General features: G+C 65.6%; 17 protein-coding genes. 10 read left to right on the top strand and 7 right to left on the bottom strand.

What is annotated here, in order from left to right; genetic code table 11:
* The first annotated feature begins 237 nt into the window (after nt 1–237).
* Together U5A58_RS28475 and U5A58_RS28480 are read left to right on the top strand one after the other, a co-directional pair.
* Entirely contained in the window at nt 238–1,038 is an 801-nt protein-coding gene (locus tag U5A58_RS28475; protein ID WP_321963905.1) for an ABC transporter substrate-binding protein, read from the top strand.
* 308 nt (nt 1,039–1,346) lie between these two features.
* On the top strand, nt 1,347–2,732 hold the full coding sequence (locus U5A58_RS28480) for an EAL and HDOD domain-containing protein (protein WP_321963906.1): 1,386 nt from the start codon (nt 1,347–1,349) through the stop codon (nt 2,730–2,732).
* 50 nt (nt 2,733–2,782) lie between these two features.
* Here the strand turns inward: U5A58_RS28480 and U5A58_RS28485 are convergent, their stop codons facing one another.
* Nucleotides 2,783–4,225 carry an HDOD domain-containing protein gene (locus U5A58_RS28485; protein ID WP_321964012.1) on the bottom strand — a complete coding sequence of 481 codons (1,443 nt, stop codon included), beginning with the start codon at nt 4,223–4,225 and terminating at the stop codon, nt 2,783–2,785.
* Nucleotides 4,226–4,273: 48 nt separating this feature from the next.
* The gene (locus U5A58_RS28490) at nt 4,274–6,274 is read right to left on the bottom strand and encodes a GGDEF domain-containing protein (protein WP_321963907.1); all 2,001 of its coding nucleotides are present in this window, start codon (nt 6,272–6,274) and stop codon (nt 4,274–4,276) included.
* A gap of 408 nt (nt 6,275–6,682) precedes the next feature.
* Here U5A58_RS28490 and U5A58_RS28495 point away from each other — a divergent pair, with 408 nt between their 5' ends.
* The 6 genes from U5A58_RS28495 to U5A58_RS28520 all read left to right on the top strand — a co-directional run bounded on the left by U5A58_RS28495 (nt 6,683) and on the right by U5A58_RS28520 (nt 11,978).
* A complete protein-coding gene (locus U5A58_RS28495) occupies nt 6,683–8,074 on the top strand; it encodes an EAL and HDOD domain-containing protein (RefSeq protein ID WP_321963908.1) in 1,392 nt (463 codons plus the stop codon).
* Between the two features lie 166 nt (nt 8,075–8,240).
* The gene (locus tag U5A58_RS28500; RefSeq protein WP_321914187.1) at nt 8,241–8,804 is read left to right on the top strand and encodes a peroxiredoxin; all 564 of its coding nucleotides are present in this window, start codon (nt 8,241–8,243) and stop codon (nt 8,802–8,804) included.
* Nucleotides 8,805–8,957: 153 nt separating this feature from the next.
* Complete coding sequence (locus tag U5A58_RS28505) at nt 8,958–9,425, top strand: hypothetical protein (RefSeq protein ID WP_321963909.1); 468 nt, start codon at nt 8,958–8,960, stop codon at nt 9,423–9,425.
* Between the two features lie 146 nt (nt 9,426–9,571).
* A complete protein-coding gene (locus tag U5A58_RS28510) occupies nt 9,572–11,113 on the top strand; it encodes a hypothetical protein (RefSeq protein ID WP_321963910.1) in 1,542 nt (513 codons plus the stop codon).
* Nucleotides 11,114–11,119: 6 nt separating this feature from the next.
* Nucleotides 11,120–11,662, top strand: a complete 543-nt coding sequence (gene bamE, locus U5A58_RS28515) for an outer membrane protein assembly factor BamE domain-containing protein (protein ID WP_321914190.1) — start codon at nt 11,120–11,122, stop codon at nt 11,660–11,662.
* 52 nt (nt 11,663–11,714) lie between these two features.
* Entirely contained in the window at nt 11,715–11,978 is a 264-nt protein-coding gene (locus tag U5A58_RS28520; RefSeq protein WP_321963911.1) for a hypothetical protein, read from the top strand.
* Between the two features lie 53 nt (nt 11,979–12,031).
* Here the strand turns inward: U5A58_RS28520 and U5A58_RS28525 are convergent, their stop codons facing one another.
* From U5A58_RS28525 to U5A58_RS28545, 5 genes are all read right to left on the bottom strand, one after another.
* Entirely contained in the window at nt 12,032–15,331 is a 3,300-nt protein-coding gene (locus U5A58_RS28525; protein WP_321963912.1) for an efflux RND transporter permease subunit, read from the bottom strand.
* A gap of 4 nt (nt 15,332–15,335) precedes the next feature.
* A complete protein-coding gene (locus U5A58_RS28530) occupies nt 15,336–18,458 on the bottom strand; it encodes an MdtB/MuxB family multidrug efflux RND transporter permease subunit (protein ID WP_321963913.1) in 3,123 nt (1,040 codons plus the stop codon).
* A 6-nt stretch (nt 18,459–18,464) separates the two neighbouring features.
* Nucleotides 18,465–19,820 (bottom strand): MdtA/MuxA family multidrug efflux RND transporter periplasmic adaptor subunit, encoded by a 1,356-nt coding sequence (locus U5A58_RS28535; RefSeq protein WP_321963914.1) that lies wholly within the window; start codon nt 19,818–19,820, stop codon nt 18,465–18,467.
* 386 nt (nt 19,821–20,206) lie between these two features.
* Complete coding sequence (locus tag U5A58_RS28540; protein WP_321963915.1) at nt 20,207–21,043, bottom strand: IclR family transcriptional regulator; 837 nt, start codon at nt 21,041–21,043, stop codon at nt 20,207–20,209.
* 476 nt (nt 21,044–21,519) lie between these two features.
* Nucleotides 21,520–23,067: a class I adenylate-forming enzyme family protein gene (locus tag U5A58_RS28545; RefSeq protein WP_321963916.1), complete on the bottom strand. Its 1,548-nt coding sequence runs from the start codon at nt 23,065–23,067 to the stop codon at nt 21,520–21,522.
* Nucleotides 23,068–23,339: 272 nt separating this feature from the next.
* Here U5A58_RS28545 and U5A58_RS28550 point away from each other — a divergent pair, with 272 nt between their 5' ends.
* Together U5A58_RS28550 and U5A58_RS28555 are read left to right on the top strand one after the other, a co-directional pair.
* On the top strand, nt 23,340–24,257 hold the full coding sequence (locus tag U5A58_RS28550; RefSeq protein ID WP_321963917.1) for a LysR family transcriptional regulator: 918 nt from the start codon (nt 23,340–23,342) through the stop codon (nt 24,255–24,257).
* Between the two features lie 153 nt (nt 24,258–24,410).
* Entirely contained in the window at nt 24,411–25,160 is a 750-nt protein-coding gene (locus U5A58_RS28555) for an SDR family oxidoreductase (RefSeq protein ID WP_321963918.1), read from the top strand.
* The last annotated feature ends 76 nt before the right edge of the window (nt 25,161–25,236 follow it).

A 25,236-nucleotide genomic window follows, 5' to 3' on the forward strand; every position in this document is an offset into this window, starting at 1 on the left:
TTGGAAGCGCCGCGCGCCGCGTGCTGCCCGCGCGGCGGGGCGCACGCGCCATCGCGGTACAATCGCGCCCTCGCGGTTGCTGCGGCGCACCACACGCGGTGCGCGTCATTGAGCCGTGATATTGGCGCAGCGATCCTGTGCCGGCGCCGGGAAGCCGTCTTTTAGCGGCAAATCGAACCACGAAGCCGCCTGAACGGGCACAGCCGGCGCACCCAATCTGACTGGAAAGAGACACTGATGAAGACGAACTGGAACAAGCTGGCATCGCTCGCATTCTGCGCAGTCGCCATGACGGCAGGCGCGGCAGGTGCCGCACACGCCGCCGATATCAAGGAAATCCGCTTTGGCGTGGAGGCGTCGTACGCGCCGTTCGAATCGAAGTCGCCCGCGGGCGAACTGCAGGGCTTCGATATCGACGTGGGCAATGCCGTCTGCGCGAAGCTCAAGGCAAAGTGCGTGTGGGTCGAAAACGCATTCGATGGCCTGATTCCGGCGCTGCAGGCGCGCAAATTCGCCGCGATCAATTCCGACATGTCGATCACGGACCAGCGCCGCCAGGCCATCGACTTCACCGACCCGATCTACGCGATTCCGAACCAGATGATCGCGAAGAAGGGCAGCGCGCTGCAGCCCACGCCCGAGTCGCTCAAGGGCAAGCATGTGGGCGTGCTCCAGGGCACGATCCAGGAAACCTACGCGAAGGCGAAGTGGGCGCCCGCGGGCGTCGACGTCGTGCCGTACCCGACGCAGGACCAGATCTACGCGGACCTGGTTTCGGGCCGCCTCGACGCCTCGTTTCTGGACGCCGAAGCCGCCTCCAAGGGCTTCCTGAACAAGCCGCAGGGCGCGGCATTCGCGTTCGCGGGCCCGCAGGTCGTGGACGCCAGGCTGCTTGGCGAGGGCGTAGGCTACGGCGTGCGCAAGAACGATCCGGCGCTCAAGGCCGCGCTGAACGGCGCACTCAAGGACCTGAAGGCGGACGGCACGATCGACCGTATCGCCGCGAAGTACTTCGACGTGAAGGTCGTGCTCAAGTAAGCGAGCCGTATCGATAGACCGACCGGCTGGACGACAATCCGGCCGGTCGTTTTTTTTCTGATTTTGTTTCGGATTGCATATTAAGTTGGTCGGACCTTGAAGGGCGAACCTGGGCCGGCGATCGCTATTGCACTGCAAAACCCGCAAAAAAATCCCTCCGAACGAGAAGAACTTCATTTCCGCGTCTTACTTGCCAGGATAAAATCGCGATAAGAAAGTGCCGCGTCCGCAGCGAGGGCAAACGGTTGCGGCATGCCAAGAAACAAGACCAGGATGCCGCCATGCGCGCGGCGCCGCGCGGGGGACCCATGAGCTTCAACGCCGCAGACCGGCCGCAGATGTCAGGAGTCGCAGGCAGCACACAGTCGCCGGAATACGCCGGCCCGCCCATCGAAGTGTATTTCGCACGCCAGCCGATGCTCGACCGCGACGGCCTCTTATGCGCGTTCGAGACACTGCCACGCCTCGTGGACCGGCGCGAAAGCGCCGAGATCGAGCAAGAGGCCGAAGCGGCTGCCAAAGACCGCGCCTCGGGCATGACGCCCAAGCCTTTCGCCACGAGCACCGCGCTTCTGAAAAGCATTGCCGCGCCCAGTTTGCGCGCCTCGCTCGCGGGCCATCCGGCCTGGCTCGATATGACGCGCGACGCGCTTTTTCACGAGAGCTTGCAGCGCGTGAGCCCCGAGCGCGTCGTGCTCGAGTTGCCCGTGAACATCGGCGCAGACGCGGAGTTGATCGCGCGGCTCGTCGAGCTGCACCGTCGGCGTTACCGCTTTGCGCTCGACCATGTGTCGAAGGCGGATGAGTCGCTCGCGAAACTGCTGCCGTACGTGGACGCCATCAAGATCGATATTCGCGAGATCGCGCCCACGGTGTTGCCGAAATTCGCGAGCGTGATGAAGGCGGCGGGCAAGCTGCTCGTGGCCATGGGCGTCGAGACCCAGGAAGACTACCAGCGCGCGCACGACCTTGGCTTCGACCGCTTCCAGGGCTACTTCTTCGCGAAGCCGCACGGCGGCGCGCGCCGCTCGAGCGCGCCGCGCCAGGCGCTGCTGAACCTGCTGCATCTGCTCGCGGCCGAACCGACCGTCGCGCAGCTCGAAGCAGAGCTGAAACTGAACCCCGTGCTCGTGATGCATCTGATGCGGCTTGCCAACTCGGGCAGCATGAACATCGGCCGCAAGGTGACGACGCTGCGCGAGGCGATCAACGCGACCGGCACGAACGCCATCGCGCGCTGGACGCAATTGCTGCTCTACGCGGACGGCCGCAAGATCGCCGCAGAAGACGACCCGCTGCTGCAACTCGTGGCAACGCGCGCGCGCTTCATGGAAATCGCCGTGACGCAGCTCGCCCACGCGCACCTCGAAGAAGAAGACGCGGCGTTTCTCGTTGGCGTGTTCTCGTTCGTCGAGGCGGTGTTCGGCGGTCCGCTCGAAAGCACGCTCGAAGTGCTCACGCTGGCCAAGCCGATTCGCACGGCGATCGTGAAGCGCGAGGGCGCGCTCGGCCGGCTGCTCGAACTTTCCGAGGCGCTCGAGCGCGCAGACTGGACCCGCGTGGACGCGCTGTGCGCGGAACTCGCGCCGCTCGACGCGGCCACTGCTGCGGCCATCTCGCTGAGTGCAGCGGAATGGGCGGGGACGTCCGGCCGCGACGCGCAAGACGAAGGGCTGGAGAGGATCGAGGACTGAAGGAGGAGGGCGGTGCCGCGCAAGCATGCGGCGCCGCGCTCAGTGCAAACTCAGACGGCCTGCGGAGCGTGCGTGAAGAAGCGCGCGAGTTGCTGCGCGAGATCGTTCAACGCGCTCATCTCTTTCTGTGAGATGCGGCGCGGCTCCTGGTTCATGAGCCAGTCGCCGTACATCAGCGCAACGGGCTCGACGCCGGGCGCGCCCACCGGCAGCAGGACGAATGCGCGCGTGTCGTCGAAGCTCGAGCGATACCAGCCGGGCAGGCGCGCGAGAATCTTCGCGTCGCGCGCATTCTCGATGAAGATGCCCACCTTGTTCGCGATGGCGAGGTGAAACACGTCGGGCTGGAACGCGGCGGAAAACGAGAGCTTGGGCAGCACGTCGCCCATGTGTGCGCCAAAGCCGTGCTGCGCCTCGAACTTGTTCGCGCCCTGGCGCACGAACACCACACTGCGTGCGAAACCGAGCCCCGCGAGTACGGTTTCGGTCGCGAGCGTGAGGGCGGTGCTGAGCGGGCTATCGGCCGGCAGCGCGCGCAGGTCCTCGACACCGGCTGCGATGCGCGCCTCGGGATCGAGCGCCTCGCGTGCGATCGCGTCGGCGTTGGCGCGCAATTCGACGATCTCGCGCATGACGCCGTCTTCGGCTTCCTCGCGCGCGAGCGCGAGGCTCATCTGCACGAGCACGTCCGCGTCGGTCGACAGCGCGCGGCCGTAGTGCTGCGCAAGCTCGGCGATGTGCGTCTCGCGCATTTCGTCGGAGAGGCCCGCCGTGGTCAGCACGCGTGCGACTTCGGTCGAATAGTTGGTGATGGCGCGCAGCCATTGCACGTCGCGCGGCTCCTTGTCGGCCGGGTCGTACTGGCGCATGCCCGCACGGATCGTGTCGGGCAGGCGCCAGCGCGAGGCGGCTTCGAGGCCGAGTTCTTCGAAGGTCACGCCGAGCACCGCGAGGCACGCTTCGTCGTCGCTCGAGCCTTCGTCAATTTCGCGGCGAATCTGGTCCCACTCGGGTTCGAGATAAAACACCACGAGCAGTTTGCCCACCTGGCGCATGAGCGTGCAGACCACGGCTTCTTCGCCTGCGCGCAGGTCGCCGTGCTCGGTGAGCTTGCGCGCGACGCAGCCGGAGAGCATGGTGCGGTTCAGTTCGAGCTTGGCGTCGATACGGCGCGGGGCGCTGTGATGAAAGTGATCGACGATCTTCAGGCCGACGACGAGATGGCCGACCGCGTCCATGCCGAGGACCATCAGCGCGCGCGTGACGGTCGTGATGTTGCCGCCGAACGCCATGTACATGGCCGAATTCGCGAGCCGCAGCACTTTCTGCGTGAGCGCGAAATCCGAGAGCACGACCTTCACGAGGGCGCTGAAATCGTAGTCGTCGTTCGTCATCGCCGCGACCGTGGTGCGCAGCGATTGCGACAGCAAGGGGAAGTCCCCGCGTTCATTCATGCGGGCCCACAAGCGGTCTAGCAGGACGGCCTTTACCATCTGAACCATGTCAATTTCGCGAAAGCCCTGCTGTTTGCGATGCCCGCATCATTGCACCTCGTGCACGTGCAACGCACCCGAAACGAAGCGCTGCTGCAATTCTTCTGAAGGCAGCGCCTTGCAGACGAGCCATCCCTGGATATGCTCGCAACCCATGTTCGTCAGCAGCTCGCGCTGCGCCTCCGTTTCCACGCCCTCGGCCACGAGCTCGAGATCGAGCGTACGCGCGAGCCCCACCACCGCGTTCACGATCGCCTGATCGTTGCGCGAAGTGATGAGGTTCTCCACGAAGCTTCGATCGATCTTCAGCTTCGAAAGCGGGAAGCGCTGCAGGTACGCAAGACTCGAATAACCCGTGCCGAAGTCGTCCACCGCGAAGCGAATGCCAAGCGAGGTCAGTTCTTCGAGCAGCGTTTTCGCGTGCTGCGGATCGTGCATGAGCAGGCTTTCGGTGATCTCGAACACGAGCCTGCGCGGATCGACGCCGGTCAGCTCGATCGCCTCCTCGACACTTTCCCTGAAACGCGGATTGCGGAACTGCTGGGGCGAGACATTGACCGCAACGTACTGCAGCTCGATGCCTTGCTCGTCCCATTGGGTCAGTTGCATACAGGCAGCCTTCAAAACCCAATTGCCGAGATAATTAATCAGGCCGACGGATTCCGCAAGAGGAATAAATGTTGAAGGCGGCACGAGACCGTGCAATGGATGTTGCCAGCGGATCAATGCCTCCACGCCGACCACGCCGCGCGACGCGCTGCTCGTGATGGGCTGGAAGTGTAGCGAGAATTCGCCGTTGCGCACACCGTCGTAGAGGTCTGACTCCAGCTTCAGGCGCATGGCGTCGGTGGGGTCGTCGACGGGTACGTGCAACGTGAGCGTGTTGCCGCCGATGGCCTTGGCCTGCTGGAGCGCCTGGTCCGCGCGGCGGATGAGCGGCGTGGCGTCGGCGCTGGCATCGGCGCCGTTATCTGCGCGGTTATCTGTGCGGTTATCTGTATAGCTTGCGCCGGACGCATCCGGGCGCTGGTCAGGATGGAATGCAATGCCGATGCTCGCCGAAAGGTGCACGGGCTGGTTGCGAAACGAGTACGGCTGCAGGATCGAGGTGAGCAGGCGCCGGCCGAGCGCTTCGGCGGCGGCGCGCACTTCGTCGGGCGCGGCGTGACGTTGCGGCGTGATCAGAATGGCGAATTCGTCGCTGCCGATGCGCGCGATCATTTCGCCTTGCAGCGCGAGGTGGGTCAGGCGCCGCGCGGTCTCGCGCAGCAGTTCGTCGCCGGCGTCATAGCCGAGCGCGCGGTTCACGCGCTGATAGTCGTCGAGGTCGAGCAGCAGGAGCGCGACCGGCACGCCGAAATGGTCCGCGTCGGCCTGGGCGCGCTGCAGCGCGGGCGCGAGCGCCGCCTGGTTTGGCAGGCCGGTGAGCGGATCGTGGTGGAGCGCGTGGGTCAGCGCGGCCTCGGTGCCTTGCCAGCCGGAGACGTCGAAGCCTGCCACGGCGAAGCCCGTCGTCTCGCCATACTGGGCGCGCTGCACGCGCAGCTCCACGGGAAGCGGGTAGGTGAGCGCCTTGACGAGATCGATCGTGTCTTTTTCGACGGCGCCGCTGTGCGCAGCGCGCGCGAAGAGCGCTTCGAGGCGCGCGTGATGCTCGGGCGTGACGATGTCGGCAAGCGTCGCGCCGAGCAGGAACTCGCGGTGATAACCCGCAAAGCGCAGGCTTGCGTCGGAAACGTAGAGAAAGTGGAGCCGCGAGTCCACGTGCACGAGGAAGTCCACGGCGGCTGCCGTGTTCTCGAACGAGAGCGAAACGGCGTCGGCGTAGTTCGATGCGGCTGCGGGGAGCGAAGGCGGCACGAGCGGTGCGGCGCCTTCGTTGTGCGCTGGCTCCGCTGCGCGCTGCGTGCGCGCTTCGTGCACCGCGTTTGCTTCGCCAGGCATGGGCGGGTCGCCGGCAATGCCCTTGAGGCCGGCAAGCGCATAGAGCCGGTCGATGACCGTGCGCAACCAGCCCTGGCGGGGCGCGGAGATCCTGTTCGCTTCCATGTCTGTCGCTGGCAACCCTTTGTTTGTCTGTGGCGTCCTTGCCGGTTTCCGTATCCGGCTGAAGCCGCCCATCAGAGCAAGTTATCGACCTCGGACGAGAAATCTTTAGCCGCTGCGACCGAAAAAACACCTAACGCATAAAGGTGACGGCAGAGCGGTGCGGCGGCGTCCAGATTCGGTTAAAGTGGCGCCGGTCGAGACGCCATTCGCCATGCGCGATGGGTCGGCGCGCGTAAAGCGCCCGTCTTGCCGGCCGCAGGGGCGGCCCGGCGCGTCAGCGGCCAATACCGGCTATTCCATCCGTACGAGTCATCCGCCATGTCCGATTCATCGTCAGCGTTTGCCGCGCGGGCAAGCGAGGCTGTGCGAGACGATGCGGACAGGGGCACCCCTGGTTCCGCGCCGTCTATGCCGTCAGCTTCACAACCCGGCCTTACGCCCGGGTCATCCACCGGCCCGCAGCCCGGCGCCGCGCCCGCGCCATCGTCTGAGGCGTTGTCGGCGCCGCCGTCTCGCCAGCAGTCGCAGGCGGCGCCCGGCGCGGGTTCGGGTGCCGTCCAGCCGTTCGTCTATCTCGGCCGGCAGCCCATTCTCGATCGCAATGGCGCGCTCAATGCCTATGAGCTGCTGTTTCGCGGCGGCGCGCAGAACCGCGCGGATGTCGATGACGACGCGCTCGCCACGGCCCAGGTGATGACGCGTACGATCGGCCAGCTCGGCGTGCCGGCAGTGCTCGGCCGTCACTACGGCTACGTCAACATCAGCCGCGAACTGCTGTTCGACGACATCGTGCATCTGCTGCCGCCTGGCCGCTTCGTGTTGGAGGTGCTCGAACACGTGCGCTTCGACGCCGCGGTTCTCGAGCGGCTCGCGCAACTGCGCCGCGCGGGCTACCGCATTGCCTTCGACGACGTGAGCGAGATCACGGAGAACCTGCTGCGCGCGTTGCCCTACGCTGACATCGTCAAGGTCGACCTGATGCAGACCGAGCGCGCGGCGCTGCCCGAACTGGTCGCGAACCTCGCCGCGCACGGCAAGACGCTGATCGCCGAGAAGGTCGAGACCGGCGAGGACTTCGAACTGGCCTCGTCGCTTGGCTTCGAGCTTTTCCAGGGCTACTTCTTCGCGCGTCCGCAGGTGTTGCGCGCGCCGCGCGTGCGCGCTTCGCGCCTTGCGCTCGTGCGCCTGCTCGCGCTCGTGGCGAACGACGTCGGCACGGCCGAACTCGAGCGCGAACTGCGCAGCCACCCGGGCGTAGTGGTGCAACTATTGCGTCTCGTCAATTCGAGCGCGTATTCGCCCGGACGGCCGATTTCGTCGCTGCGCGAAGCGGTGCTCGCGGCGGGCACGCGCCAGATTGCGCGCTGGGCGCAACTGCTGCTCTACGCGAGCGGGCGCGACCTGCCCTGGGGCTCGGACCCGCTGGTGCAACTCGCCGGTACGCGCTCGCACTTCATGGAGCTTGCCGCGCGCAGCCTGAACCCGCAGGACCCCGACTTCGCCGATGCCGCCTTCATGACCGGCATCTTCTCGCTCGTGCACGTGCTGGTGGGCTCGACGCCCGAGAACACGCTCGATCGGCTGGGCCTTGCGCGCGAGATCGTCGAGGCCGTGGACGGTCATCGCGGTGAGCTTGGCACGCTGTTGCTCATCGCGACCGCAGCCGAGCGCGGCGATCACGATGGCGCGCAGCGTCTCGCTCGCGAGGCGGGCGGCATGTTCACCGCGCTCACGCCGCCGCTGCTCGGTGAACTGAACCTGTGGGCCGGCGCATGGTTCACGGCTTACGCCGAGGGTTGAAAACAGGTTGTAAGGTTTGCGCCGGTGCGCGCTGCGAGCGGCGCAATTGTGTGATTGAATATCGCCATCGCCGGGGGCGCGCCGTCATGCGCCTGAATTGCGTGATGGGCAAAAGCCGCCGACAAAACGCGCGCCGGCGTGGCGATTCAACTCGAGGGCATTCGACATGAAACCGAGGTTCTTTGCGGCGGGAGCCGCGGCGCTCGTTTGCGCCGGGCTTGCGCTCTTTACGTTGTCTGCACAGGCAACACTCAAGCCGGGCGACCCTGCGCCCGACTTCACGACCCAGGCGTCGCTCGGTGGCAAGACCTACACCTATTCGCTCGCTTCGGAGCTGAAGAAGGGGCCGGTGGTGGTGTACTTCTATCCGGCCGCGTTCACGAAGGGCTGCACGATCGAAGCGCACGAATTCGCCGAAGCGGTCGATGAGTACAAGCAGTACGGCGCGACCGTGATCGGCGTTTCGCACGACAACATCGACACGCTTACGAAGTTCTCGGTGAGCGAGTGCCGCAGCAAGTTCCCGGTGGCCGCCGACGAAGATTCGAAGATCATCAAGTCATACGACGCGTCGATGCCGATGCACGAGTCGATGGCCAATCGCGTTTCGTATGTGATCGCGCCGGACGGCAAGATCATCTACGAATACACGAGCCTCTCGCCGGACCAGCATGTCGCGAACACGCTGCGCGCCGTGAAGGAGTGGGCCGCGCAGCATCCGCAGCAGTAGTCGCCGCACACCGCAATAAAAGCGGGGCCCGCCGCGCGCGCGGGCCTCGCAGCGATCCGCTCTGATCGTCCCTCCGCGTTTCGTCCTGGCATGCCGGCATTGGCGCGCCGACACCTCGCCCTCGCATGACTCCCCATCGCCTGGAATACCCGCATGCCGATCATCGTTGTCCTGTTTGCCATTGCCGCGCTCGTCTACGGTGCGTACTGGTCTTTCAACGCCATTGCGGCGCAGTTCGGCATGGGAGTTGCCGTGGGGGCAGCCGTGATCGCCGCGGCGCTGTTCGTCGCGCTCATCGCCTGGTGGTGGCGCCGTATGCGCGACATCGCGCCCAACGTGCGCGGCGAAGGCGACTGGACGCACCGCGTAGCGGGCACATGGGGCGAAGCGCGCCTCGCCGCGGGCAAGCGTTTTTGCGAGCTGACGCAGGGCGGGGCGCATGGCGCTTATATTTTTGCCGACCTGCAAGGCGCGCAACCGGCGCGCGGCGCCGACGGCTGGCACGTGGCGCTGCGCGTGGTCGACCCGCAGCGCCCGCTCTGGGAACTGCCGATGCCAAGCGAGCGTGAAGCGAAACGCTGGGCGCGTATTTTTACGCTCGCGATGGCTCAGAAGCTGTAGGGGGTGACAGGCCAGGTCTGTCAGGATTTGAGATAAATCCGATTCCAATGCCAGGCAGGCGCAAATACCATGGTCTTGCGTCATTGGATAGTTCGAGATCGCCGTTTCGTGGCGTCCCATCCGGGCGCACCAATGAGGCAATCCCGATGCAGAATCTTCCCGTTCCCCCTCGTATGTTCGAGCGTGTGCGCATCGTCACGGCCCGGCCCGCGGGCTACGCGCACAGCGCCGCTTTCCAGGAATACGCCTTCGGGCTAAGGGCCGCTTTTGCGGCGCTCGGCACGCAGGTTGGCGCCGCCGAGAACGAATTCCTCGCGGGCGATGGCGTCAACTTCGTGTTCGGCGCGCATCTGCTCGCGCCTGGCACGGTGCTGCCGTCCAATACCGTCATCGTCAATCTCGAGCAGATGCGCGCCGGCTGGGCTGCCAGGATCCCGCACTATGTCGAGACGCTGCGGCGTCATCCGGTGCTCGACTATTCGCCCTCGAATGTCGAGCGCATTCGCGAACTCACGGGCAATGCGCATGTGCACGTGCTCACGCCTGGCTACGTGCCGCAACTCACCCGTATTCAGGCGCCGCCGGAACAGGACGTCGACGTGTTGTTCTACGGTTTTCTAAACGAGCGCAGGCACAAGATTCTCGAGGCGCTGCGCGCGTCGGGCCTCGTCGTGCAGCATTTGCAAGGCGTCTACGGCGACGAGCGCGACCGGTGGATCGCGCGCAGCAAGATCGTGCTCAACGTCCACTATTACGACGACAAGATTCACGAAGTCGTCCGCACGTCCTGGTTGCTTGCCAATCGCAAGGCGGTGGTGAGCGAGTGCGAGCCGGACACCGAAATTGCAGACGATCTGCGCGAAGCCGTCGTCGCGGTTCCCTACGGTGACCTGGTGCAGACCTGCGTCGCGCTGGCAACAGACGACGCGCGCCGCCACGCGGTCGAGCAGCGCGGCTTCGAGATTTTCGCCCGCCGCGATCAGGCCGCGATTCTCGCCGCGCTGCTGCCGAAGCTCTCGTTACCGGTGCCGCGCCGCATCAACCTTGGCAGCGGCAAGTCTTACGACCCCGAGCGCCTGAATATCGACATCGACCCGAAATGGCAGCCCGACGTCCTCGGCGATCTTGCGGATCCGGCAGGCTTGAAGTCGATCTTTTTCAGCCCCAGATACGGCTTGATCCGGCTCGAAGCGGGGCAGTTCGACGAGATCGAGGCGATAGACGTGCTCGAACATGTGCCGGCTCTCTCGCGCTTCATGACGCATTGCCTCGAACTGCTTCGCGAGGGCGGCACCCTGCGCGTGTTCGTTCCCTACGACCTGTCGTACGGCGCGTGGCAGGATCCCACGCACGTGCGCGCGTTCAACGAGCGCAGTTGGTGGTACTACACGCAGTGGCACTGGTATCTCGGCTGGACAGAGGCGCGTTTCGACCTGAGCAGGCTCACGATGCGGTTCAGCCCGCTCGGCGGCGAATTGCGCTCGCGCGGCGTTGCCGACGAGGAAATTTTCCGCACACCGCGCGCCGTGGACGCCATGGAGGCCATCCTCGTCAAGCGCATGCTCACGCAACCCGAGCGCGAGGCGGCGTTGGCAATGCACCGCGGTGCCCAGCGCGACGCGGCGGCGAACGTTGCACAGCCTGCGTTGTCCCAATCACTTCCCGGTAGTTTTGAGCAGCAAGGTTAGATGGATATGTCACGAAAACCCTGGATTGCCGCGACCTTGATCGCTGTCAGTGCCACGCTGCTCGCGGCGTGCGACCAGCAAAAGGTCACCGACGCCGTCAACGCGATCAAACCCGATTCGATGGCGTTCGGCGGCCTGCGTATTGGCGTGTCGACCGTCGAAGATGTACGCCAGCAGGCGGGCAAGCCCGAAATGGTCTGGGAAGACGACGACGGCGCGCAGCGCCTGGAATACCCGCGCGGGCCAAACGGCCTCACCACGTGGATGCTCGACTTCGACGCGAACGGCAAACTCGTGGCGATGACCCAGGCGCTTACGGCGCAAAATATCGCTCAGGTCGTGCCGGGCATGACGCAGGACGAAGTGCGCCGCCTGCTCGGCAAGCCTGCCACGGTAGCAAAATACGCGCTGAGCCACGAGGAAGTGTGGAGCTGGCACTGGGCCGAAGGCGGCGTGGCGGGGGACGGCATGTTCAACGCCCATTTTGCGCCGGATGGGCTCGTGATCAGAACGTCGCGCTCGGATGCACCGGGCCACGAGCAGCATTGAGGCGGCGAGCGCTCAGGCCGCACAAGTTGCACCAGCCGCAAGGAGGAAGCAGATGAAACGTATCGCGTTGCTTTGGAATGTCGTGAAGGGCGATGCACGCGTGCTGTGGCACGCGCTGCGCCAGCCGGAACGCCCGGTGTGGCTCATGCCCGCCACGGCGCTGCTCGCGCTCTACGCGCTCGACCCATTCAATATCGCGCTGCCGCTCGCCGGTGTCGTCGACGATGGAATCATCGTTCCGCTGGTGCTGCATCTGATCGTGCGTTGCTTGCCCGTGCATTTGCGGCAGCCTCAGCCTCGCAGCGCACGGGCATAAAAAAACGGCTGAAGCCAGGCTTCAGCCGTTTCTCAATATGCTAACGACAGCGCTTATTCCACCTGCGCCGAGGGCGCCGCGCGCCCGCGCTTCGCATCCCACCACACGCGCAACCGGTCCATATACAGGTAGACCACAGGCGTCGTATAGAGCGTGAGCATCTGGCTCACGATCAGGCCGCCCACGATCGAGATACCGAGCGGCGCACGCAACTCCGCACCTTCGCCGCGCCCGAACGCAAGCGGCAGCGCACCGAGCAGTGCCGCGCAGGTCGTCATCATGATCGGCCGGAAGCGCAAGAGGCACGCCTGATGGATCGCATCGCGCGAACTCAGTCCCTGGCGCGAAGCCTCGATCGCGAAGTCCACCATCATGATCGCGTTCTTCTTCACGATGCCGATCAGCAGAATCACGCCGATCAGCGCGATGATGCTGAACTCCGTCTTGAAGAGCAGCAGCGCGAGCAGGGCGCCCACGCCCGCCGAGGGCAGGGTGGAAAGAATCGTGAGCGGGTGAATGTAGCTCTCGTACAGAATGCCCAGCACGATATACACGGCGGCGAGCGCCGCGAGAATCAGGAGCGGCTGGTTGTCGAGCGACTGCTGGAACGCCTGCGCCGTGCCCTGGAAGCTGCCGTGAATCGTCGCGGGCATGCCGATCTCGCCCATCGTGTCGTAGATCGCGGCGGTCGCGTCGGAGAGCGACTTGCCGGGCGGCAAGTTGAACGAGATCGTCGAGGCCACGAACTGGCTCTGGTGATTCACCGAGAGCGGCGTCGTGCCGGGCCCGAACGAGGCGATCGACGACAGCGGCACCATGGTTTCCTTCGAGGTCGACACCGCCGCACCCGACGACGCGCTCGACTTGCCGCTCGCGGCGAGCGAGTTGGTCGCGAGGTTGCGCGCGGAGTCGGCGGCAATGGTCGCGGCGCTCGACGCCGTGGTGGTGGCCGTGCCGCCCGTTGAGGCCGTGGTCGGGCCGGTTACCGTGCCCGCCGTCGCATTCGTGCTTTGCGCACCGCTCGCCGTGCCGCCCGAGGTGCTCACCCAGATCTCGTTGAGCATGGTCGGGCTCTGCCAGTACTGCGGCGCGACTTCCATCACCACGTGGTACTGGTTCAGCGGGTTGTAGATCGTCGAGACCTGGCGCTGGCCGAATGCGTCGTAAAGCGTGTTGTCGATCTGCGAGGGCGTGATGTTCAGCCGCGCGGCGCTGGCGCGGTCGATGTTGATCATCGACTCGAGGCCGCCTTGCTGCTGGTCCGAATTCACGTCGGCGAGTTCGGGGCGCGCCTGCAGCGCCTCGGTGAGCTTCGGCCCCCACTTGTAGAGGTCGGCGGTGTTGTCGGCGAGCAGCGTGAACTGGTACTGCGCGTTCGACTGCCGGCCGCCCACGCGAATATCCTGCACCGCTTGCAGGAAGGTGCGCGCGCCTGCCACGTCCGAGAGCGGCCCGCGCAGTTGGGCGATGACTTCATCGGCGGAAAGCTTGCGTTCGCTCTTGGGCTTGAGCGAGACGAACATGAAGCCCGAATTGGTCGCGCGCCCGCCGGAGAAACCCGCGACCGAGTCCACCGCCGGGTTCGCCTGCACGATACGCATCATCTCGGAGAACTTCACCTTCATCGCCTGGAACGAGGTGGCCTGGTCGGCCTGGATGCCGCCGATCAGGCGCCCCGTGTCCTGCTGCGGGAAGAAGCCCTTGGGCACGACCACGTAGAGCGCGACGTTCAGCGCGATGGTGGCGATGAGCGTGAGCAGGATCACGAACGGATGCGCGAGCGCCCAGCCGAGCGTGCGCTCGTAGCCGCCCTGCATGCGCAGGAAGCCGCGTTCGAGCCACTGCGCGAAGCGGCCTTCTTCCTTCTTCTCATGCGCCTCTTCGAGCAGGCGCGAGCACATCATCGGCGTGAGCGTGAGCGAGACGGCCAGCGACACCGCAATGGCGAGCGAGAGCGTGAGCGCGAATTCGCGGAAGAGACGCCCGACAATGCCGCCCATCAGCAAAATAGGCAGGAACACGGCGACGAGTGACACGCTGATCGAGAGCACCGTGAATCCCACCTCCCGCGCGCCGAGCAGCGCCGCCTTCATGCGCGGCACGCCGTTCTCGATATGCCGCGAGATGTTCTCGAGCACGACGATGGCGTCGTCCACGACGAAGCCGGTCGCGATGGTGAGCGCCATGAGCGAGAGGTTGTCGAGCGAAAAGCCCATCAGATACATGGCCGCGAAGGTGCCGATGATCGAGATGGGCACGGCCACGCTCGGAATCAGCGTCGCGCGCCAGTTGCGCAGGAACAGGAACACCACCATCACGACGAGTGCCACGGCGATGATGAGCGTGTGCTCGGTGTCCTTGAGCGAGGAGCGGATCGTGACGGAGCGGTCGGACGTCGGGATCACTTCGACGTCGGCGGGCAGCGACGCTTTCAACTGCGGCAGCATCGCGACCACGCGGTCCACGGTCTCGATAATGTTCGCGCCGGGCTGGCGGTAGAGGATCACGAGCACCGAGCGCTTGCCATTGGCGAGACCGATGTTGCGCAGGTCTTCTACCGAATCGACCACTTCGCCCACGTCGGAGAGCTTCACGCCCGCGCCGTTGCGGTAGGCGATCACGAGGTCCTTGTACTGGCTCGCCTTGCTCGCCTGGTCGTTGGTGTAGAGCTGAAAGCGCTGCGGGCCGAATTCGATATCGCCCTTCGGACTGTTCGCGTTGGCCGAGGCGAGCGCCGCGCGCACGTCTTCGAGACCGATGCCGTAATGAAACAGCGCGTGCGGCTCCAGCTCCACGCGCACAGCCGGATTCGCCGAGCCGCTCACGTCGACTTCGCCCACACCGTCCACCTGAGAGAGCGATTGCTGCAGCACCGTGGCCGCCGAGTCGTAGAGCTGGCCCGCGGTGAGCGTGGGCGAGGTGAGCGCGAGAATCAGGATCGGCGCGTCGGCGGGGTTGACCTTGTGGTAGGTCGGGTTCTGCCGCAGGCTCGTCGGCAGGTCGGCGCGCGCGGCGTTGATCGCCGCCTGCACGTCGCGCGCGGCGCCGTCGATGTCGCGGTTCAGGCCGAACTGCAGCGTGATGCGCGTGCTGCCCACCGAGCTTTGCGAGGTCATCTCCGTGACGTCGGCGATCGAGCCCAGGTGGCGCTCCAGCGGGCTCGCCACGCTGGTTGCCACCGTTTCGGGGCTCGCGCCCGGCAAGGTGGCCTGCACGGAGATGGTGGGAAAGTCCACCTGCGGCAAGGGCGCGACCGGCAGCTTCGTGAAGGCGAAGAGGCCGGCGAGCGCAATGCCGACGGCGAGCAGCGTGGTCGCGACGGGGCGCGAGATGAACGGGCGCGAGAGATTCATCGCGTCAGTGCTCCGTCGAAGACGAGGGCGCGCCGTGCGAGCCGCTGCCGAAGCGCTGGCGCAGGCGCTGCGCGATCCGGTCGAACGCGAGATAGATCACGGGCGTCGTGAAGAGCGTGAGCGCCTGGCTCACGATCAGGCCGCCCGCAATTGCGATACCGAGCGGTCGGCGCAGTTCGCTGCCCGCGCCGTTGCCGAGGATCAGCGGCACGGCGCCGAGCAGGGCCGCCATCGTCGTCATCATGATCGGGCGAAAGCGCAGCAGACACGCCTGGTAGATCGCCTCGCGCGGCGGCTTGCCTTCGTGGCGCTCGGCCTCGAGCGCGAAGTCGATCATCATGATGGCGTTCTTCTTCACGATGCCGATCAAGAGCACGATGCCGATGATGCCGATGATGTCGAGGTCGTGCCCGGTCAGAATGAGCGCGAGCAGCGCGCCGATCCCCGCCGACGGCAGCGTGGAGAGAATCGTGATGGGATGCACGAAGCTCTCGTAGAGCACGCCGAGCACGATGTACATCGTGACGATGGCCGCGAGGATCAGGAACAGCTCGTTGGACAGCGACGCCTGGAACGCGAGCGCTGCACCCTGGAAGCGCGTCTGGAACGAGCCCGGCAGGCCGATGTCCTTTTCCGCCTGCTGGATCGCCTTGACCGCCGCGCCAAGCGACGAGCCCGGTGCGAGGTTGAACGAAACCGTCGTGGCCGGGAACTGCGAGAGATGCGAGACGAGCAGCGGCGCGGGCCGCTCGTGGAACTTCGCGATGGCCGAGAGCGGCACCTGGCCCGTGGTGGAAGTCGAGGAGGGCAGGTAGATCGAGTTCAGCGCGTCGGTGTAGTGCTGCATCACCGGGTCGGCTTCGAGAATCACGCGGTACTGGTTCGACTGCGTGAAGATCGTCGAGATGATGCGCTGGCCGTAGGCGTCGTAGAGCGCGTTGTCCACTGTCGCGGGCGTGATGCCGTAGCGCGCGGCGCTCGCGCGGTCGATCTCGATGAACACGGAACTGCCCTGGTCCTGCAGGTCGGTCGCCACGTCGGCGAGTTCGGGCAGTTGCTGCAAGCGCTGCACGAGCTTCGGCACCCAGGTCGTGAAGTCCTGGATGTTCGGCGTGGTGAGCATGAACTGATACTGCGTCGGGCTCACCGTCGAGTCGATCGTGAGGTCCTGCACCGGCTGCATGTAGAGCGTCGCGCCCGGCACGTGGGCCACGCTTTTTTGCAGGTCGCGGATGATCTCGCTGGCCGTTTCACTGCGGTCGTCGCGCGGCTTCAGGTTGATGAGCATGCGGCCGCTGTTGAGCGTGATGTTGGTGCCGTCCACGCCGATGAACGAGGTGAGGCTCTCGACGTTGTCGTTCTTGAGGATCTCCGCGGCGAGCGCCTGCTGGCGTTCGGCCATCGACGCATAGGACACCGATTGCGGCATCTGCGTGATGGCCTGGATCACGCCCGTGTCCTGCACGGGGAAGAAGCCCTTGGGCACGACCACGTAGAGAATGCCGGTGAGCACGAGCGTGATGAGGAACACGATCATCGTGAGCCGCTGGCGCGCGAGCACCCATTCGAGCGCCACGCCGTAACGGCCGATCACGTAGTCGAAGAACGCATGCACGCGCGCCTCGAAGCGGTGGCTTTCGGGCGGCGGCGTGTGGCGCAGCATCTTCGCGCACATCATCGGCACGAGCGTAAGCGAGACCACGGCCGAGATCACGATCGTCACCGCGAGTGTGATGGCGAACTCGTGGAAGAGGCGGCCCACCACGTCGCCCATGAAGAGCAGCGGGATCAGCACGGCGATGAGCGACACCGTCAGCGAGATGATGGTGAAGCCGATCTGCTTCGAGCCCTTCAATGCGGCTTCGAGCGGTGTTTCGCCGTCCTCGACGTAGCGCGCGATGTTCTCGATCATGACGATGGCGTCGTCCACCACGAAGCCGGTCGCGATGGTGAGCGCCATGAGCGAAAGGTTGTCGAGCGAGAAGCCGCACAGGTACATGACCGCGAGCGTGCCGATGAGCGACAGCGGCACGGACAGGCTCGGAATGATCGTGGCGTAGATGTTCGCGAGGAACAGGTACATCACGAGCACGACGAGCACGACCGACATCAGCAGCTCGAACTGCACGTCGCGCACCGAAGCGCGGATCGTGGTCGTGCGGTCCGTGACGATCTGCACGTCGAGCGAGGAGGGCAGCGCTTCCTGCAGTTGCGGCAGCAGCGCCTTGATGCTGTCCACCACCTGGATCACGTTCGCGCCCGGCTGGCGCTGCACGTTCAGGATGATCGCGGGCGTGCCATCGGCCCATGCGCCGAGCTTGGTGTTCTCCGCGCCCTGCACGATGTTCGCGACGTCGGTGAGCATGACGGGGCGGCCGTTGCGATAGGCGATCACCGCGTCCTTGTAGGCGTCGGCGTCGGTCAGCTGATCGTTCGCGTTGATCGTGTACGCGCGCGTGGGGCCGTCGAAGTTGCCCTTCGGCGTGTTGACGTTCAGGTTCGAAATGCTCGTGCGCAGGTCGTCGAGATTCAGGCCGTAGGCCGCGAGCGCGCGCGGGTTCGCCTGGATGCGCACCGCAGGGCGCTGGCCGCCCGACAGGCTCACGAGGCCCACGCCCGCAACCTGCGAGATTTTCTGCGCGAGGCGCGTGTCGGCGAGATCCTGGATCTGCGTGAGCGGCAGCGTTTTCGAGGTGATGGCGAGCGTGAGGATCGGCGCGTCGGCGGGGTTGACCTTGGCGTAGATTGGCGGCGCGGGCAGGTCAGAGGGCAGCAGGTTGCCGGCCGCGTTGATGGCGGCCTGCACTTCCTGCTCGGCCACGTCCAGCGGCAGGTCGAGGCTGAACTGCAGCGTGATGACCGAGGAGCCCGCCGAGCTTTGCGACGACATCTGGTTCAGTGACGGCATCTGCCCGAACTGGCGTTCGAGCGGCGCGGTGACCGAGGACGTCATCACGTCCGGGCTCGCGCCCGGGTAGAAGGTCTGGACCTGGATGGTCGGGTAATCGACTTCGGGCAGGGCGGACAGCGGCAGAAAGCGCAGCGCGACGAGGCCGACCAGCATGATCGCCGCCATGAGCAGCGCCGTGCCGACCGGCCGCAGGATAAAGGCGCGGGATGGATTCATGCTGGCTTACTGGGCTTGCGTCTGCGAGGCGTGGCGGTGGCCATGACGCGCGCCCGAGGCCGCGCCGGCCCACGAGGCGCCTTTCGCGCCCGATGCCCCCTTCGCGTGCTGCGGGTGCTCGGCCGGAATCGTAATCTTCGCGCCTTCGCGCAAGCGGTCGGAGCCGTCGGTCACCACGCGCTCGCCCACGGCGAGGCCCGAAGCGATGCTCGTGCGTTCGGCGTCGACGGGGCCGACCTTCACGAGCCGCACGCTCACCGTGTTGTCGGGCTTCGCGACATAGACGTATTGCCCCTGCGAGCCGTTGAGCACGGCCGAAGTGGGCACGATCACGGCGTCGTGGAGCGTATCGACGAGCAGGCGCGCATTGACGAACTGGTTCGGAAAGAGACCTTGCTCGTGGTTCGCGAAGCTCGCGCGCAGCTTGACGGTGCCCGTGGTCGTGTCGATCTGGTTGTCGATGGTCTGGAGCGACCCGGTTTCCAGCATCGTGGTGTTGCTGCGGTCGTACGCCTTGACCGACATCTTCGTGCCCGCGCGCAACTGCTTCATGATGGGCGGCAGGTTGTCCTCCGAAGTCGTGAAGATCACGCTGATCGGCTCGAGCTGCGTGAGCACGACGATGCCGTTGGTGTCGCTGGGCGTCACGTAGTTGCCCGGATCGACCTGGCGCAGACCGACGCGGCCCGACACGGGCGCGGTGATGCGCGCGTAGGTGAGGTCGAGCTTGTAGGTATCGACGTTGGCCTGATCGGATTTGACGGTGCCCTCGTACTGCTTGACGAGCGATGCCTGCGTGTCGACCTGCTGGCTCGCGATCGAGTCTTGCGAGAGCAGCGTCTGGTAGCGCTTGAGGTCGAGGCGCGCGGTGGCGAGCAGCGCCTGGTCGCGAGCGAGCTGGCCTTCGGCGTTGGCGAGCGAGATCTGGTAGGGGCGCGGGTCGATCTGCGCGAGCACGTCGCCCTTCTGCACCATCTGGCCTTCCTGGAAGTACACGTTCTGCAGCGTGCCGGATAGTTGTGTGCGCACCGTGATGTCGGCAAGCGGCGTGACCGTGCCGAGCGCGGTGATGACGATGGGCATGTCGCCGGCCTGGGCGGTGGCCACGCTCACCGGCTGCGGCATGTTGGCCATGGCGCCCGGGCCGCCGTGACGCATGCGCGCGCCGGCCGCCGGTGCTGCGTCGCCGCCCGAGAGCGCCTTGTTCCACGGTTGCCAGCGTGCGAGCACGATGCCGGCGATCACGATGACCACACCCAATGCGATGAACTTGCCCTTGCCGCGCCTCGCGGCGACCGGAGCGGGGGACTGCGGCGTCGTGTCTTTACGGGGGGAATCCGGGCGCTTTTCTTGTTGATCCATCGGTCAGGTCAGTAACGGGTTCTCGAAGGCTCTGGGCTGAGCGGATTATGTGGTGCCGGCCGCCTGGTGCACGCAACAGCGCACACAAAGCGCACGCGGCCGGCGTAGCGGACGCGCTCCGATGCTACGCACGTCGTGCGCAAGCAGGATGTCAGGGCTGGCCCCGCTCTGGCTGGCACGAATGCCGTGCCACGAGTTCACGGGTATGGGCGGCTTCGCTGGCGGTTGGCTGGCGGCGCGCACGCGCGGCGGCACAGCAGGCTCTTGCCGCCAAAAAGCATGATGCTACGTTGCCCGCTTCGTTACAGTCCAGTGCCGTTTCTTTCGAGACGTTACGAGCGTTACATGCGACGTGCGTTTTTTGTAAGGCGAAGGCGCGCGCGCTGTCAGGTTGAATGGGGCAGGCGCAGGGCGCCGCCAATCTCGTCGACGATGCGTCCGACGCATTCGCGCAGCAGCGGCGCGACATGGGCGACGAGCCACTCGCGCGGGCACTGCTGCGAAGCGCCGCCGCAGTTGATGGCGTAGATCTCGCCATTGGGACCAGCGAACGCCGTGGCAATGGCGTTGAGCCCCTCGTACCATTCGCCGATCGCGAGTCCGTACCCCTGGGCGGCGGTCTCGGCGAGCGCGGCGTCGAGCCGGCTGCCGAGCACGCCCCAGTCGTTGCCGGTCGAGGTCTGCAGCGCGGCGGTGAGTTCGGCGCGCGCATGCGGATCGAGCGCGGCGAGGTAGGCGCGCCCGACGGCGGTGCGGCCCATGTCGATGCGCGAGCCGACCTCGAGGCGCGTGACGAGCACGGCGGTGCGCGGGCGGATCGCATCGATCACGACCATGTCCAGACGGTCGCGCACGGTGAGGTGCACCGAAAGCGCGGTGCGCTCGGCAAGGCGCGTGAGAAAAGGCCGTGCGCGGCTGCGGATGTCGGAGTTGCGCAAGAAGCCGTTGGAGAGTTCCAGCACCGACGACGTGAGGACGAAGCGTTCGCTGTCGGGCAGCCGCGCGAGAAAGCCCGTGCTCACGAGCGTGCCGGTGAGCCGCGAAAGCGTGGGTTTGGGAATGCCGGTCAGCTCGGTCAGTTCGCGGTTGCTGAGCGGCGCGTCGGCGGCCGCGACGCAGCGCAGCACGGCGAGACCGCGCGCGAGCGCGGTGACTTCGTCAGCGCCGCCGTCTTTGTCGCGCGGAGTTTCGTCGGCATGGCGCGAATCGGGTGCGAAAGTCATTGGCGGGACAATTTTCCGAAACGGGATTTCAGATTTCAGATTTCACGCGTGGCGTTACAAAACCGATGCGGGCTTGCAGTGCGGCACACCGGTTTGCGTTCGATCAACACTGTGGGCCCTAAATTAGGGCGCAAAATCTCAGACAATTGTAATGGATGCCAGATGCTCGATGATTGGCGCATTTTGGCGAGATTTTGCTTGACTTAGTCAGCATGTAGGTAAAAAATGGAACCCGATTTCGGCTATACGCCACGAGCCCGCAAAAACTGCGGGTTTTAATGTGCTTCGCGATATGCAATTCGCATAATTGCGCATCGTTTTCCGATGGCACGGCGAGCCGAATACCGTCTCTCAGGTTCTAGCACGGCCCTCGGAATGGCTAGAACTTTTCAAGGCGCCACGTGCAAACGTGGCGCTTTTTTTTCGCCCGATCTTCCCCGGCTGTCCCCGGCTGGAAATGGGCGATTCGCGGCCAATCAGGCGACCTTGCCGCTAAAGCGCTCGCGCAATTCGCGTTTGAGCACCTTGCCAATCGGGCTGCGCGGTAGTGCGTCCACAATCACGACGTCGGCGAGTCGTTGCATTTTCCCCAACTGCTCGTTGGCCCAGGCGGCAAGCGCTTCGGCCTCCCAGGTCGAGCCGCGCTGGAGGGTGACGAACGCGACCGGCGTTTCACCCCAGCGTTGCGACGGCACGCCGACCACGGCAGATTCGACGACGTCGGGGTGCCGGTCGAGCACCTGTTCCAGATCGCTTGGATAGAGGTTGAATCCGCCGGAAATGATCATGTCCTTCTTGCGGTCCATCAACACGAGGAAGCCGTCTTCGTCGAAACGGCCAACGTCTCCGGTGCGGATGAAGCGCCGGCCGTCGCTGTCGTACCACTCGGCTTGCGCCGTCTTTTCGGGTTGCCGGTAATAGCCGGTCATCATCGCAGGAGAGCGTCCGACGATTTCGCCCGTTTGTCCGACGGCGACCTCGCGCCCGTCGGCATCGATCAAACGCATTTCATGACCGTTCAGCGGGCGGCCAACCGTGTGCAGCTTGTCGGGAAATTCGTCCGCACACAGCTCGCATGACGCGCCCCCTTCGGTCATGCCATAGAACTCGGTGAGCTTGCCGGGCCACCTGCGCAGGGCGTCCGCCTTGAGCCCGGCCGGGAACGGCGCACTCGTGCAGAACTTCGCGCGGAAACGCGACAGGTCGTAGCGATCGAAGTCGGGATGGCCGAGGATGCGCTGGTACTGCACGGGCACGAGCATGGTGTGCGTGACCTGTTCGCGCTGGGCAAGCTCCAGATATTGCCGGGCGTCGAACTTGGGCATGAGGACGACCGTTCCGCCGAGCGCCAGCGTCGGGAAGAAGCTCACCAGCGTGGTGTTCGAATAGAGGGGCGTTGCAATCAAGGTGACCGCGTCCGGGCCGTATCCGCGCTCGACGCTTCGCTGCGTGTAGGCGTAGCGCATGGCGTGCGACTGGACGATGCCCTTGGGCGCTCCCGTCGTGCCGGAGGAGTAAATGATGTTGAATGCCCACTCCGGCTGAATCTCCACAGGTGTGGGAATGGCCCCCACGGGCGCCAGCCAGGCGTCGTATTGCCCGGCCGCGCCGATTTTGACGACGCGCAGCGCAGGCGGCAACGCGACGCTCGACAGCAGCTGGCAAACTGCGTCGTCGGCGAAGAGGATTTGCGCGCGCGAGTTCTCCAGCATGGCGACGAGGCTGTCCGGATGCGTGGAGGGAGACAGCGGCGCGACCGCGAGTCCCGCTTTGAGTGCGCCGAAGAATACTGCGGCGTATTGGATGGAACTCGACGCGCAGATGGCAACGACGTCTTCGGGTGACAGTCCATCACGCTGCAGCGTGGCGGCGCAGCGCTCGATCAGCGCCTGGAGTGCGGCGAACGTGACCGTTTCATCGTCGCAGACGATTGCCGCACGCTCGCCGCGTTCCTCCGCCTGTTGGCGAATCATGGCGGTCAGATCGACGAACGGCGTTTCGGGTGACGGAGACTTCACGGACATGGCCTCATACCTCACTGGAAAGATGTGTTCGCGATGGAATGATCCAGCTTGCTTGCGTACTGGTTTCCCTTCGGAGTGGCGCGGCTACGATCGATAGTTTGTGAACGCGCGTTCGATTCTCTGCCCGGCAAACACGCTAAACAATGACAAATTTTCTGAACAGACCGTCAAGGCGACTTTGACAGTCTGCCCGTAGGACGGCGTCACGCAACCTCACTCCCGCCCCGTTTCTGCCGTACCATCGCCTGATCACCCGTTCGATGGAGCCGCACATGCTCTCCGAAGAGGAACTGGCGTTGCTCGACGCCATTCGCGAAACCGGCAGCCTGTCGCGTGCGGCTGCACGGTTGAACAAGGCGCCATCTACGATTTCGCACGCCGCGCGCCAACTCGAAGCGCGCTTCGACGCGCTGCTCTTCGACCGCCGGCGCTACCGCCTGCAGCTTACGCCGGCCGGCCAACTGCTAGCCGAGGAGGCGAGCCGCCTGATGCAGGACGTCGCGCGCATGACGCAGCGCGTGCGGCAAGTTGCAAACGGTTGGGAAGACCGCCTGTGGATCGTCACCGACGAGATTCTCGAATTCGAACTGTTGATGCCGGTGGTGCGCGACTTCGACGCGCTGCAGTCCGGCGTCACGCTGCGGTTCACACATGAAGTGCTCTCCGGCACCTGGGAGGCCCTGCGCGACGGCCGCGCCGATCTGGTTGTCGGCGCGACCAACGAGCCGCCGGCCATCGACGGCCTGCACTGGTTCGAGCTGGGTGTGATGGAGTGGGTGTTCGCGGTGGCGCCGCGCCACCGGCTCGCGCGCGAGAAGGGGTCGCTCACGCGTGAGCGTATGCTGGCCGAGCGCGGCGTGGCGGTCGGCGATTCGGCGCGGCACGCGCCCGGTCGCGGCTACGGGCTGTTCGGCGCGCAGGAGGTGCTGGCGGTGCCGTCGATGCGCGCCAAGATCCTCGCGCAGCGTGAGGGCCTGGGCGTGGGCTGGGTGCCGCGGCAGCGCGCGGCGAAGCTGATCGAGCGTGGCGAACTCGTCGAGAAGGCCACGGCGAACCCGCGCGAGCCGAACGTGCTGTACGTGGCGTGGCGCGGCGAACACGTGGGACGCGCGCTGCAATGGTGGATCGACCGGCTGCGCGAGCCGCGTCTTGCAAAGCGCCTCGTGGAGGGCATCGCGGTCACGGGTTGAAGCCGGCCGTCTACAGGTTCGGCCGCACGTCCGGTGCAAACGTTCGATGCCTTCGAACGTTTGCGCCAGGACCGTCGTACGGCAGGCGCCGCGCCGGCCGGCAAGATGACATCACAGTCTCAGATCGGGACTATCCCTCTCAAGGAGAACGTCATGAACCGCTTTGCCAACAAAACTGTCCTCGTCACCGGCGGAACCAGCGGCATCGGGCTCGCTGCAGCGCTTGCCTATGCCGCCGAAGGCGCGCACGTCATCGTCACCGGCCGCGATGAAGCCGGGCTCGAAGCCGCGCGCCTCGCACTCGGCCCGAACGCCCACGCCTGGCGCAACGACGCGGCCTCGCTCACCGGCGCACGCGAACTGGCTGCCGCCGTGCGCGACGCGGGCCTGCGCATCGACGCGGTGTTCATCAATGCGGGCGTGGCGAAGCTCGCGCCGTTCGAGCAAGTGGACGAAGCGCTGTGGGATGTCACCTTCGACACCAACGTGAAGGGCGCGTACTTCCAGATCCAGGCGCTCTTGCCGGTGCTCAACGACGGCGCGGCCATCGTGCTCAACGGTTCGATCAACGCGCATATCGGCATGCCCACGTCGTCGGTGTATGCGGCGAGCAAGGCTGCGCTGATCTCGTTGGCGAAGACGCTCTCGGCCGAACTGCTGCCGCGCGGCATTCGCGTGAACGTGGTGAGCCCCGGGCCCGTGAAGACGCCGCTCTACAACAAGTTCGGCATGGACGCCGCCGCGCTCGCGGCGGCTGAGGAATCGATCCGCGCGCTGGTGCCGCTCAAGCGCTTCGCAACCGTGGAGGAGATTGCCTCGACCGTGCTGCATCTGAGCGCCGCCGAATCGGCCTTCATGATCGGCACCGAAGTGATCGTCGCCGGTGGCATGGGCCAGCTTTGAAGGTCGCTTGAGTGTGGCGTACGGCGTGCGGGCGGCAGGGCGCCGCCCGCGGTCGGGTTGGTGTGTCGCGCAGCGC

This window comes from Paraburkholderia sp. J7 (genome assembly GCF_905220155.1).
Classification (GTDB): Bacteria; Pseudomonadota; Gammaproteobacteria; order Burkholderiales; family Burkholderiaceae; genus Paraburkholderia.